We start from the raw sequence: 13,522 nt of genomic DNA, 5'->3' as shown, positions 1-13,522 counted from the left end.
GAATTTAGTCAATTCTGTTTTAGGATGAGCTTTGAACATTATATGTACGTGGTCTTTATCGTGATTCCATTGTACTAAAGTTATATGATACGGAACTCCAATTCTTACAAACATATCTTTAGCAAATTCAGAAATTGTGTCATCAAATACATTTCTTCTATATTTTACTACAAGAACTAAGTGATAATACAGCAAAAATACTGAATGACAATTACTATCTAATTCCATTGTTTTTACTCATATTTTTATATATCTACTGATTGTATTATATCACTTTGTCTTCTAAAAAACAATAGGGCAATTCATCGCACCACCTATAGAGGTGGGCGACTTCTTGCCCGTTAGGTTAAAAAAGATGGTACATTCTGGGGAAGAGAAAAAATCAAAAATAGAAATGAAGACCTTTTAAAGTTTATCAAAAATAATTTTTAATCAAGCAACATACAATCAATTATTTTAATAAAAAATTCACTCTCTTTAAATTTTATGATATAATACAGAGTACGATATTTATAGGGGAGTGAAAAGATGAAATTATCAAATGATTTAGGAAAAGATTCTATCTTAAGCTTAGTTTTCAAATTAGCTATACCTGCTATGCTATCTCAGTTAGTTAATCTTCTTTATAGCATAGTGGATAGAATGTATATTGGAAATATTCCAGAGATAGGTCCTATTGCTTTAGCCGGAGTTGGAGTATGTGGACCTATTGTTACTTTTTTAGCCTCTTTTGGTACTCTGATAGGACTAGGAGGATCTATCAATATGTCTATACAGATGGGAGCAAAGGAAAATGAAAAAGCTAAACAGATTTTATCTAACAGTTTTTTAGCTCTTTCTGTTGTTAGTATAGCTCTTACTATTATTTTCTTACTTGTAAAAGATAGCTTAATTATGTTATTTGGAGCTAGTGAGATTACATTTCCATATGCTAATACCTATCTTACTATCTATACATTAGGAAGTTTCTTTGCTATTATGGCTATCGGTTTAAACTTTTTTATAACTTGCCAAGGTTTTGCTACTATAGGAATGTTAACTGTTATCATAGGAGCTATTACAAATATTATTCTAGATACAGTCTTTATCTTTGGATTTAATATGGGAGTTGCTGGAGCTGCTTGGGCAACTGTTATTGCTCAATTTCTTTCATTTTTATTTGCCTTCTTATTTTTAAGAGGAAATAAAATACCTATCCCCATTACCTTTGGAAATTATTCAAAAAAAATTATGATAAAGATTATAACTTTTGGATTTTCTCCATTTTTTATACTAGCTACTGATAGTTTTATACTGATTATTTTAAATATGATGTTACAAAAATATGGAGGTATAGCTGAAGGAGATTTACTTATCTCTTCTGCTACTATTATTCAGAGTTATCTTTTACTTATAACAGGACCACTTATAGGTTTAACTGGAGGAACACAACCTATTTTAAGCTATAACTATGGAGCAAGAAAAATTCATAGGGTTAGAAAAGCTGAAAAATATATTGTAATATTTGCTCTTTGCCTTACATCAATTATGTTTTTTTCTACAAGATTTTTAGCTCCACAGTTTATTAGATTTTTTACTGATAATGTACTTCTTTCTGAAGTTTCTCTTTGGGGAATAAAGGTAAGTGTCCTAGCTGTAATTCCTCTATCTTTCCAATACTGTTTCGTAGATGGTTTTACAGCAGTTGGAAGAATAAAAACAGCTTTCTCTTTATCGGTATTTAGAAAATTTATATATATGGTTAGTACATATTTATTACCACTATTTTTTACAGCTAGATTTGCTTTTTTTGCTCAGCCAGTTGCTGATTTAATAGGTTCTATTGCCTCAACTGTAACTTTTTATTTTGTTTTCCACAAACATTTAAAAAGAAGAATTTTAAAATAAAGGATATTTTACTTTAATGTAGTATAATAGAATCAGATATTATTATCTTAGGGAGAAAGAGATAATAAAAGGAGTTGATATTATGTCAATAAAAGAAAAATATGATTTAAGTGGAAAAGTAGCTATTATTACTGGAGCTGGAGATGGAATTGGTAAAGCTAGTGCATTAAAACTTGCTGAAGCTGGAGCTTATGTAGTTTGTAGTGATTTAAATGAAGAGAAGGCTAATCTTACAGCTGAAGAGGCTAAAAAATTTGGTGTAGAAGCTATTGGAGTAAAATGTAATGTCTTACAGGAAGAGGATTTAAACTATCTTGTAGATACTACTGTAAAAACTTTTGGAAAAGTTAATATTTTAGTTAACAATGCTGGTGGAGGAGGTGCTGGACGTGAGTCTATAGAATCTCTTACTTTAGAGTATATTACTAAAACATATACTTTAAATCTTTTCAGTGGACTTATCTTAACAAAACTTTGTGCTCCTCATATGAAAGCTGATAGTTATGGCTCAATTATCAATATCAGCTCTATGTCAGCTAATATGGTTAGCCACAATATGATTATCTATGGAAGTTCTAAGGCAGCTGTTAATCAAGCTACTAAATATGCTGCCTATGATTTAGGTCCAGAAATTAGAGTTAATGCTATTGGTCCAGGAGCTATCAAAACTCATGCTCTAGGAACTGTTCTTACTCCAGAGATAGAAGCTAAGATGCTTGCTAAAACTCCTTTAAAAAGACTTGGAGATGTAGAAGATATTTCTATGGCTGTACTATATTTTGCTAGTCCTGCATCTGCTTGGACAAGTGGGCAAGTAATCTATGTCAATGGTGGAGGAACTCAAGAGTTAGATTAAAATAATTATATATTAAAAATAAAAATATAATATAAAAAGCTAAAGAAGTAAAGACTCTCTTTAGCTTTTTATTCTAATTATTATTTGTTACTAACACCTTTATTTTTACACTATTATCTATAAATCTCCCAGTACTATTACCTTTAGAAGTATCAGCTATTATTCTAATACTTCCATTATATTTTTTCTTTTCTGTTTCTCCACTTAATATATATGTCAAGTCAGTTTGATCTAACAATGAAACTATTTTCTTCTCTTCTTGGGAGGAACTTTCTTTAATTAAACTAGCTTTAACGTTTTCAATATTTTGTGCAACTCCTCCCCTCATTAACCTAGCTTGAAACTTTCCAACTAACTCTTGTTTACTTCCTTTTACTAATTCTCCAAAATCAAAATACATCTTACTTCCATCATCTATAGCATTGGTGATTGGAATAACCTCTAAATAAAGATCTGTAGGATCTAAAACCTTTGCTTTCATTTTTACAGTAATATTCCCATCTGATCCAAATAAGCTAGAAAAAATTATAAATAAATATATTAACAAATATCTTCCTTTCATCTGCTCTCCTTTAATTGGAACTAGTTGTATCAATTGTAATATCTATCATTATCTCTCCTGTATACTCTCCTGAGGCCATATTTGGATATGGCTTAGCATACCCTTCTAGTAAAAATGTATTAACTCCATTTATTGGAGTTTTTTTACTTTGGGTTATTTTAAGATTTTCTACAGGAATTGTACTAGTAGAGCTAGAAACACTTGTCAATATTCCAGAATTTTTTTGTAGTGTGAAAGTAATAGGATATGAGTTCGGATTTTTTACCGAAAATATCTTTTCTCCTTTTACATAAGTATTGTATGAATCGTATGTTAAAATTCCAAAATCTAACTCTCCATCATCTATTAACTCAAAAGATGGCCCTTTATCTGAGATATTTAATGTAATCTTTCCTACAGTTATATCGTAAAAATTAATCTTTCCTTCTAGCTTTTTATTTTCTAATTTTACACTAGAATTCTTTTTAATTTTTAATAGTGTTTTTCTATTAGTACTATCTTTTTCAAGTTTTATAGTGTAATTATCTAAACCTGCTGTTGAAAGTTTAGATGCTAAATCTTCTACTGTAAAGGCTGCCATATCAGGATTAGAATTTCCTAAAAGAGAATATTCAAATACTTCTCCCGATTTTGTTAATTTCTTTTTAGTTGTATTTCCATTAGCTACTATCTCATCACCTGTTGATAAATCAAAAGTATACTCTTTCCCAACTTGAAAATCTGTTGTATCTATTGTATAACTAGCCTCTTTATATGAAGTTTTAGTAGATTTAACAAACTCATATTTCATCTCATAAACTCTTCCATCATCTATTTGAAATCCAGTATAGAAACTATCACTATAAGAATTACTTTCATTCAAAGTTTTAAGATTAAATATAATTTTATCTTGAAGATCTGATAAAGTAACTGCAGTATTTATCAAATTATAATAAATTACCTCTCTTGATGAATTATCTCTATTATATGAAATTCTAATTTGTCCTCCTCCTGCCCCTCTATCTATTTGTCTACTATTAGATTTTACTTTAAACCCTAAATTAGCAGTTCCATTTTCAGTAACATTTACTACTTCTTTAGGAATAATGGAAGTAATCTCACTGTTAATATAACTTCCACTTCCTTTAATTATTAAATCCTTATACTTATTTTGTTGGAAAGCTCCAATATTATCAGACATTCCAATAAAAAACTGTCCTGTTCCTGTAGCTTTCATATAATCTATTAATAGATTATCAACCTCATAACTAACACTTCCAATATCTATTCCCCTATCTTTTATTACAGAGATATTCATTCGTCCAAATAATCTATCCTCTTCATCATAAAAATCAAGTCTATATTCAGCATCTCCAAAGTAATAATAACCTTTCTTATCTATAAAAAACTCTCCTAAAAGTTCTCCACCATCTATCCCAAAACCCAAGTCTTCATAATTTACATCAACTCTTCCATTACTATGAGAGATACTATTAGCTACTTCTATTCCCTCTTTAAAAAGTTTTATCTTCTTGGTTTTTTTCAAATCAAATTTTAGACCAGAAAGTATTTGCTCTTTAAAACTATATTTTTCTCCTGAGCTATTTGAGTCCCCATCATAAGCTTTTAACTCTGCAAAAATATCTTTCCAACGTCCCCAAGTATTACTTAGAAAACTTCTTAAATCTAACTCCTTAAGAGTTAAAATATCAGGTTGTCTTTCATATTCTATGATAATTTTATCTGGTTGTCCTCCAATTTGTAAATTATCATTAATCCCTGACAATTGTGCTACTACATCTATTTCATAAGTTCCTGAGGGTAAATTTGTTGGAATCAGTAATCCATCATAAGGACCTATGCTTATTCCTTTCCCAGCATCTTTTCCAGCTGTATTATAGCTAAACCTAAAACTATAGCCATGCTGTGAAAAATTATTTAAACTGAATTTAGAATATACTTGTCCACCCATTGTAATAATTGGATTTGATTCTCTAACTACTCTTACATTTATAGTTCTTGGATCTCTTTGAACTAAAAATTCAATAAGTTCTGGAGTGGTAATATCATAAATATTTCCCTTTTTATCACTTGTACGTAAAACTCTTCCTGGAATTTCATATTCTCTTATCCCATAAAGTCCAAATGCTTTATTTTTATAACTAGATGGAATATTTATTGTAAAACCATGATACAATTTTACTTGTGGAACTGATGTCCACCATGTTCCTCTCCAATCAGCTGCATAAATAACTTTATGAGCTATTTTTGAAGATGTAGAATCACTTACTCCAGTAAGTTGCTTTGTTTTATCAAATTCCCAAACATCATTTATTGTATACCCTTTTAGTAATTCTATATCCCACCAAACTGATACTGTAGCATTAATTGGTATATTTTGTGAAGTGTCTCTCTTATTAAAAGTCATAGATTTATTTTCAAATCCTCCCTCTATGCCATTAAACCACTCTGTATACTCCTTTCCTCCATCCATAGAAAAACCACCTTTTTCTAGAATTTCACCTGGTATCATCTTTCCTAAATAAAAACTATTTAAAGTAGTATTTCCAGGATTAACTGTTCCTGTACTTCTTGCTCTTCTGGTCTTTGGTATTTCTTTATATTCATATACTTCTAATAATTTTCCTGTTTTGCTATCAAGTTTTGAAATATACAAAGGTGGGGTAAAATTTTGAGCTATTTCTATGTAAATGTTATCCCTTAGGTTTTCTATATCTTCTTTATAAGTAAACTCTAACTTTTTACCTTTTGTATCTCTATTAATATTTTTACCATTTACTTTAATATCCCTAGGAATTAAATCTGTTGAAGTAGTTACAAGATACTTAGGTATTATTCCCTCTGTTTTATTTATTTCAAATACCATATTTCCATCCTCTAACTTAGAATATGTTATCCCCCTAATATTAAGTTTTTCTACTGTTAAATCAAGTATTGCTTTCTCTCTTATACGAGCTGTAGTATATGTTGTTACCTCTCTCAATGGATTTTTAGTTACATCTTCCTGTTCTATTTCTGAAAAAGATACTAAATAACTTGATAACAATAAAAATATAAGTATAATTTTTTTCATTTTTATCCCCTTACGAAACTATATTCATTTTATTCTACAACTGTATATTTTTGTTTTATTCTATACCTAAAGTTTGTAGTAATTCCATCTATTTTTTCCAATTTTCTCTCTGTTATTATTATAAAAAAATCTTTATCTCCTACTTCTCTCTCTGCTACTATCTTAAAACTGATTCTTTTAGTTTCTTTAGACTTTAAACTAAATTTTTTATGATCAATTCCTATGTTTTTAGTTCCATCAATTGCTAAAATATATTCTAAAGTTTCATTACTATTATTTGCAATCGTCATTATTTTTTCAACTTTTTCCCCTTTTTTTAACTTTTGATTAAAATCAAGAGAATCGATAGAAATTGCAAAGATATTATCTCTTATTAAAAATAATATTAAAACAAAGTATATAAATTTGAAATATTTCATTTTTAAATCTCCTGTATATTTATTAATTTGTAGTCTATTTTTTCCTTTAGAAGAATATATTTTTTATTGATATATATTAAATTATCTTTCTTTGTTTTAGCTATTATTTTACTATCACTGCTTCTTATAAAGTAGTATTCATCTTTTACTTCTCCAACTACTACCTCTGAACTTCCCTTTTTTAAATTTTTAAATTCTTGTTCTAACTTAACTCCAGTATAAAGGTTATAGTATTTCAAACTTTTTCTTTTAAAATTACCTAATCCATATATATCATCATCAATTTTTATAATATAATCATGTTGAGTATCTACATCATTTTCAATTTTATTTTCAAAAAATTCTCCACTCTTTATTAAACTATATTTCCCTTCATTTTCTATAATGAACCCAGTATCTACCTCTTGACTTATATTTTCATAAATATTTTCAGTAAATTTCAAATTAAATAAATTTATAAGTCCATATTTATTGTCTTTTTCATAAACTAAAATATCTTTTTTATTTGGAATAATTCTATCTATTTTTAAAACTTTCATATTAGAAGTAAAATAGAGTCCTTTTTTCTTTCCTAACCAATTTCCATTCTTCGTTATATAAAGTTCATCAAAAATAGGGTTTAATAAAATCTTTCCTTTTGAATCAATTATCCCTTTTTTATGATTATCAAAGTTTTGATAAATAGAAAACTCTCCTTTAAATTTCTCTAAAATTTTATATTTAAAATCAATCAAAATCTTACCATCTTTATTTATAACTCCATATTTATTATCTTTTTTAACAATAAAGGTTCCTATATTTCCACTCTCTAAGACCTCTTCAAAGCTTAAACTTTTATCATAAAAATCCAGATTTCTAAGTTCATATCTATTTTTTATTTTCAATATATATCTATCATTTACTCTCTCTAAAATTTCCCCATCATAATTATTTTGAATTTTTTTCTGTTCAAGATTATATATGTAAGTTCTACCTTGCCTAGTAAATATTAAATTACTATCATTAATATCTATAAATTTTATACCTTCGAGATTGAGCTCTTCACTTTTTAACATAGCTACTCCTCTCTCCCCTACATATCCAACCATATTCAAAATTAATTTTGTTAAATATCTTTTATGCTGTAACTTCCTATCCTTTAAAACTACATCTACTTCTTTTATTGCTAATTTGGCTGTATATCTTCCACTTAAAACATTTTCTGGAGCTTTACACAAAATTACTATTTCTTTTCTCTCTAGAGGTTCTAATTCTAATGAAGTTAAAGATAGACTACACCAATCACTCATATCCATTTTCTTATTAGTTTTTTCAAAATAAAACCTATATCTTACTCTATCTTCACTTTTATTATAAAGCACAAATTTTTTATAAGCTCCCTCATTATCAATTCTTTCTACAAATTTTACTGGATAAATATTAATATATGAAAAACTTAATTTAGATATTAATAAAAATAAAACTAATAATATCTTCATCTCTATTCCTCGCTATTTTTATTATCACTTTCTAGATTTTTAATCAACCGTCCATATACTTCAACTATAACTGGAGCATATCCTACATATTCTCCTTCTAATTGCTCAGCTGTATATGTTTTGTCATCTATTTGTGTCTTTTTTAAGATAGCATATACTTTTACTCTTCTTCTCTCTTGTATAATATCTATCTCTCTATTCCCTTCATCTATCATATATTTATCAACATTTAACCATTTTTTTGAATTTGTCATTAACCCATCTGATGGAAATTTTAAAATTACTTTTTTACCAAAATCCTCCTCGAAATTATCAGTAAAAATCTCTATTATTCCTTCACCTGTTACTATATTTCCAATTTCACTACTATTTATATCTTTAAACCTTATAGGTTCATAAACTTTTACCATTATTTTTGCAAAGGTTGTAGTTGATAAAATTAATATTAAAATTACTAATTTTTTGAACATTTTTGTCCTCCGTTCTAACTATTCCTCTCCTATTTCCACTGTCATATAGATACGTTTTTTATAGCTTCCCTCATTTGATATCCTTTCCCCGTATATTTTGACATAGTTATTCGTTTCTATCCTTTCATTTATATACTTAGGTGAATAAATATAAGTATCTTCCTCGCCATCATTATCGATATCAAATACCATATCACTATATTTTATAGAATAATAATTATTCTTTTCAGGTCTTCTATTCAATTCTAAATCAAAAGGAATTTCTAAAATCTCATTTCCTAAAACAGTAGCATAAATATTAATATCAGAAACTATTTCTAGAGGAACATAGACATTCACTTTCATATCTAAATATACATTATATACCTTTTCAAGTTCTCTTACCCCCTCTTTTGTTATGTATCTTTTTTCTTTATTGACTTCTGGTAAATTTAATTCTTTTATTTTATCTAATTTTTCCTTATTATATAACTCCTTATCTACTTCAATAAACTTTTCTAATTCTTCATCATTGGAAAAAATTATTTGAGATAAAGCTAAAAAAAGTATAAATAAACTTAAATTATTTTTTATCATTTTTTCTCCTATAATTCACCATATAATTCAATATCTTTTTTAGATATTTTTAATGTAATCTCTTTTCTAGACTCTACATTTTTACAATTTAAACAAAACTCTCTTATAAGAGGAGGTAAATTGTACTTTATCCCAGTATATTTTACTGATAATTGATACTCTTCAGGGATAAGTCCACTTATGTCGAAATATCCAGTATTATCTGGAGCGACTAATTCCAATATTTTCCCTGTTTTATCCATAACTTCAATTAAAAGATTAGAATAAAAATCTTGCTTTTCAAATTCTACTCCTTCAATATCTTTATCAAATTCTATCTTTCCTCCTATATTAATAAGTGGCTTTACTGGAATATATACTTTTACATTTGAGCTGTAATTACTCAATATTCTTATTTTTTCATTATTTAATGTATAGTTAGGATTTTTTATAACTATATTTAATTCATGTTCCATTCCATTGGATAATGCAAAAAGAGTTGCTTTCCCTACTTCATTTGTAACAGCTATTTGTTTTCCTACAGTTATCTCAACTCCTTTTAGAAATTTTTCTCCTTTATCATATTTATCATTTCCATTCTCATCAATAAAAGTGACAATATCAGCTCTTGATACATCAGTATTATCAAGTTTAAGCTTAGGATTTTTTAAGTCAACAACTTTATCAACTCCAATTTTATAATTTCTCTCCCCGTTACTAGCTAAACTACTTCCTATTGTAAATAAATCATCTAACTTCATAGTAACTCTCAAACTTATCATATCTTTCTTTTCTTTCTCATATTTCAATTCTGTTGAAACATCAAAAAGACCTTTAAAATTATTATTATAAAGAGTCAAAATGCTCTCATAATTTCTTCCTGAATCTTTCCACCTATTTTCTAATTTTATAGTCATATGTTGAAAGCCTGCATAATAAGCTCCTAAACTATAAATATTTTTATCAGAATCAATTAAATCAACTTGTGTATTTGCCATAAACAAAATATTTTTATATTTTTTATCTGCAGATAATCCAATCTTAGAATTTTTTTCTATTTTCCCTCGATAATCTTTCTGAGTGTCATAATTATATTCTAACCTTAGGCTTTCATTTACATCATATTTGAATCTAAAATTATTCATCTCTTTTTGAGAATAATATTTACCATATTGAGTCTTACTAAAAGTTGCACTATACTTTTTATATCTAATTTCTCCAAGTCCTGTATATGTATAATTATCCTCATAGTTCTTTTCATTGTTACTCAATTTGGAAAAAGCTTTTTCTCCATTTAATTTTAAAGTATAACCAATGCTATTATATACTCCACCATATATTGTTTCTAAACTCCCATAGTTTATATAAAAATTTTTAGGTTTTGCTTCACTATAATCGTTGAATAATTCAATCTCTCTACGAACACCTGCTCCAATTGTCAACCTATTAGTTACTCCATAATAAGCATTTGCTATTCCTCTATATTTACCTCCTCTATACTTATCTTCGTTTAGATATAAAGAGTATTTTACTTCATTCTTAGCTTGCCTATTGTAATCTTGAGTTGGTTTAATCTCCTTTGTATATATCTGGTTGTCGTTCGTATAAATTTTTAATTCATAAGTTTTATCTGTTTTTATTAATTCATTGTCAAAAATTACAACCCCATTATCATCATCTTTTATCTCTATGGGAGTTCCCATATATAGTAACTCTACCCTACTTCCAATAGGAACACTCTCTCTTATTATTACTTTTTCTCCTAGATTAAAGTATCCCTTATCTTTATAAAATGAAAATCCCCACTCTCTACTAGTACTATTATCTTCCTTTTTTACCCTTCTATTCTCAATAGTAAAGGTATGTTCTTTCCAAATATCTTTGTAGTTTAGGTTTAGAGTTCCCAAATAGCTATTTCTTAAATCATATTTTCCTGTAAACTCTCCATATAAAAGTGCTCCTTGATAACTTATCTCTCCATTCCAGTCTTTTTTATAGCTTTTTTCAGTTGAACCCTTATCAAATTCTTGCTCTCCTTTAATTCTTAAATATCCAGGTGCAAAAAGTTCTCTTGTCCCTTTTATAACTTTTTCATTATTTTTTTCTATCTCTTTCTTTTCTAGGCTCTCTTTTTTAAACTCAAGCAATCTTAAAATATCTTTTGGTTCTGTGAAGTTCAAGGACATTGTTATTTTTAAGTTTTGTTTATCTATATCTAAATGATTTAAGAATAGCTCTTTAAATGTTTCTTCTTTTAGAAAAATACTATCATTTTCTTGAAAAAAAGAGTTTTCTATTACCCTATTTTGAAAATATATTCTATTTTTCAATAAATCAATATCAATCTTTTCTAACTCTTCTCCTATGTATAAAGTCAACTCTTTTTCTGTTTGCTCAACATTCTTTAATCCAATTATCTCAATAAACTTTGTTAAGTCTAAGTAATTAAGATTTTCTCTCTCTCTTACAATAAAATTATTTGAAACATATCTATTATTTAGCTTTAATAAATATAACCCCTCTTTTTCCTCTATTTTTTCCATTTGACTTTTTAATATTTCATAGTCTTCTTTTGTTAGTATATTTTGATTATACATCTCTGTTAACTCTTCCAAACTATACTCTATACTAAATGAGTGTAAAGATAGAATAAGATATGCATATAAAAACATTATTTTCTTCATCTTAAAATCTTCTCCAAATTAGTATTAATGAGTCCTTCTGCTATATAGATATTGTCTATATAGCAGAAGAACCCATTTAGGGTTCTCTAATAATTAAAATGTTTTAGCTCCTTCAATATCAGATGTATTTTCTGCTGGTTTTTGGTTAGGTACTGATATTTTTACTGATAATCCAGTATCTGTAAATAATCCAGTCGTAACACCTACATCTGTAGCATCTGCTGAAACTACTACAGTTCCTCTATTTGTTTTTACTCCTGCCTCCCCTTTAGGTTGTGCTAAACTATAGTCAATTTTAACACCATTTAATGTATTAGTTTGCTTGTTATCACTTACTTCAGTTCCATCAGCTTTAACTATTTTATATGTTGGTTCATTTGCAAAATATGATTCTTTTCCAGCACTAGTCAATAATCTTGCTATAAATGTTCCATTTAATGTTTGCTTAGATTTTCCTTTTATTAAATCTCCAAAATCAAGAGCTAATGATTTTCCATCTGGACCAGCATTTAATACTGGTGTAACCTCTAACATTAAATCTGTTGGTTCTATTACATTTCCTGTAACTACTAGTGGTAATAGTGCATCTGTAGTTCCTTGTGCTTGATTAACTGGTTTTACAACTGCTCCAAACGATGTTGCTCCCACAACTAACATTGCTGCTAAAAATAATTTTTTCATCTTGCTTCCTCTCCTTATTTTTTATTTTATTTTTTTATTTATAAAAACACCCTTCTGAGTATTATATAGCTCTATATAGACTATGTCATCTCCAGCATTAAAGTTATTAATTTCAACTTCAAAAGTTTCTCTGCTATTTCCACTAACTCTTCCTAACCTTTTGGAATCAGCCTTATTTCTCTCTCTATCTTTAAACTGGGCTCCCAAGGTTATACTTGCATGTGAATTATTTATAACATCCATCTTACATACTAGCTTTTTATTTTCCTTTGTATAAAATTGTATGTTTTCTACATCTAAGGTCTCTTCTCTTTTAGGATTTCCTACGTGGGCTGTCATAATAATCTCAGGAACTAATCCAATTGTAGAACCACCTGTTATTTTATCTTCCTTTCCCTTTTTTAGTTCTGGAACAACTATTGGTGTAAAAGTTAATTTGAAAGAATATTCTCCTGTAGGTAAATTAGTACTACTTCCACCATAAATTTTTAATACGCCATATGTATTTGGGTCTAGACTCAATATATTAGGGTATATTGACATATCTTTTGTTATATCAATATCGCCAACTCCACTTATCTTCACTTTATATATTGCTCTATGCATTGACTGGTTATAAATTTTATACTCTCTATATCCATTTCCACCTACCTCTTCATCAAAATCAATACTATCTATTAAAAATGAAAAACTAATTGTTTTTAATAAAAATAAAAATATCAAAATATATCTCAATGTATATCCCTTACTCCTTTCGTTTTAAAACTATTCTAATACAGTTTACTTTTATATTTTAAAATTTTTTATAATTTATTTCTTTTTTCCTAATCTAACTTAAAAATTTATAATTTAATGTA

At 27.6% G+C, this 13,522-nt stretch carries 12 protein-coding genes; 2 read left to right on the top strand and 10 right to left on the bottom strand.

Annotated elements, in window-relative coordinates:
• The coding region (tnpA, locus tag FMAG_RS13730; RefSeq protein ID WP_005884099.1) for an IS200/IS605 family transposase at positions 1–228 on the bottom strand (228 nt) is incomplete at its 3' end.
• Between the two features lie 300 nt (positions 229–528).
• Here tnpA and FMAG_RS03550 point away from each other — a divergent pair.
• Complete coding sequence (locus tag FMAG_RS03550; protein ID WP_005884097.1) at positions 529–1,887, top strand: MATE family efflux transporter; 1,359 nt, start codon at positions 529–531, stop codon at positions 1,885–1,887.
• Between the two features lie 82 nt (positions 1,888–1,969).
• Positions 1,970–2,743, top strand: coding sequence for a glucose 1-dehydrogenase (locus FMAG_RS03545; protein ID WP_005884096.1), 774 nt, complete (start codon positions 1,970–1,972; stop codon positions 2,741–2,743).
• A 73-nt stretch (positions 2,744–2,816) separates the two neighbouring features.
• Here FMAG_RS03545 and FMAG_RS03540 read toward each other — a convergent pair whose 3' ends face one another.
• The 9 genes from FMAG_RS03540 to FMAG_RS03500 all read right to left on the bottom strand — a co-directional run bounded on the left by FMAG_RS03540 (position 2,817) and on the right by FMAG_RS03500 (position 13,388).
• On the bottom strand, positions 2,817–3,305 hold the full coding sequence (locus FMAG_RS03540; protein ID WP_005884095.1) for a hypothetical protein: 489 nt from the start codon (positions 3,303–3,305) through the stop codon (positions 2,817–2,819).
• 10 nt (positions 3,306–3,315) lie between these two features.
• Positions 3,316–6,378, bottom strand: coding sequence for a hypothetical protein (locus tag FMAG_RS03535; protein ID WP_005884094.1), 3,063 nt, complete (start codon positions 6,376–6,378; stop codon positions 3,316–3,318).
• A 29-nt stretch (positions 6,379–6,407) separates the two neighbouring features.
• Positions 6,408–6,797, bottom strand: a complete 390-nt coding sequence (locus FMAG_RS03530) for a hypothetical protein (protein ID WP_005884093.1) — start codon at positions 6,795–6,797, stop codon at positions 6,408–6,410.
• A gap of 2 nt (positions 6,798–6,799) precedes the next feature.
• Positions 6,800–8,275 (bottom strand): WG repeat-containing protein, encoded by a 1,476-nt coding sequence (locus FMAG_RS03525; RefSeq protein WP_005884092.1) that lies wholly within the window; start codon positions 8,273–8,275, stop codon positions 6,800–6,802.
• A 2-nt stretch (positions 8,276–8,277) separates the two neighbouring features.
• Positions 8,278–8,745, bottom strand: a complete 468-nt coding sequence (locus tag FMAG_RS03520; RefSeq protein WP_005884091.1) for a hypothetical protein — start codon at positions 8,743–8,745, stop codon at positions 8,278–8,280.
• Positions 8,746–8,763: 18 nt separating this feature from the next.
• Complete coding sequence (locus tag FMAG_RS03515) at positions 8,764–9,321, bottom strand: hypothetical protein (protein WP_005884090.1); 558 nt, start codon at positions 9,319–9,321, stop codon at positions 8,764–8,766.
• 8 nt (positions 9,322–9,329) lie between these two features.
• Positions 9,330–11,984, bottom strand: a complete 2,655-nt coding sequence (locus tag FMAG_RS03510) for a hypothetical protein (protein ID WP_005884089.1) — start codon at positions 11,982–11,984, stop codon at positions 9,330–9,332.
• Between the two features lie 93 nt (positions 11,985–12,077).
• Positions 12,078–12,665, bottom strand: coding sequence for a hypothetical protein (locus FMAG_RS03505; protein ID WP_005884088.1), 588 nt, complete (start codon positions 12,663–12,665; stop codon positions 12,078–12,080).
• A 21-nt stretch (positions 12,666–12,686) separates the two neighbouring features.
• A complete protein-coding gene (locus FMAG_RS03500; protein WP_005884087.1) occupies positions 12,687–13,388 on the bottom strand; it encodes a hypothetical protein in 702 nt (233 codons plus the stop codon).
• Between the last annotated feature and the right edge of the window lie 134 nt (positions 13,389–13,522).

Source organism: Fusobacterium mortiferum ATCC 9817, assembly GCF_000158195.2.
Classification (GTDB): domain Bacteria; phylum Fusobacteriota; class Fusobacteriia; order Fusobacteriales; family Fusobacteriaceae; genus Fusobacterium_A; species Fusobacterium_A mortiferum.
This window is presented reverse-complemented; position numbering and strand designations above follow the sequence as displayed.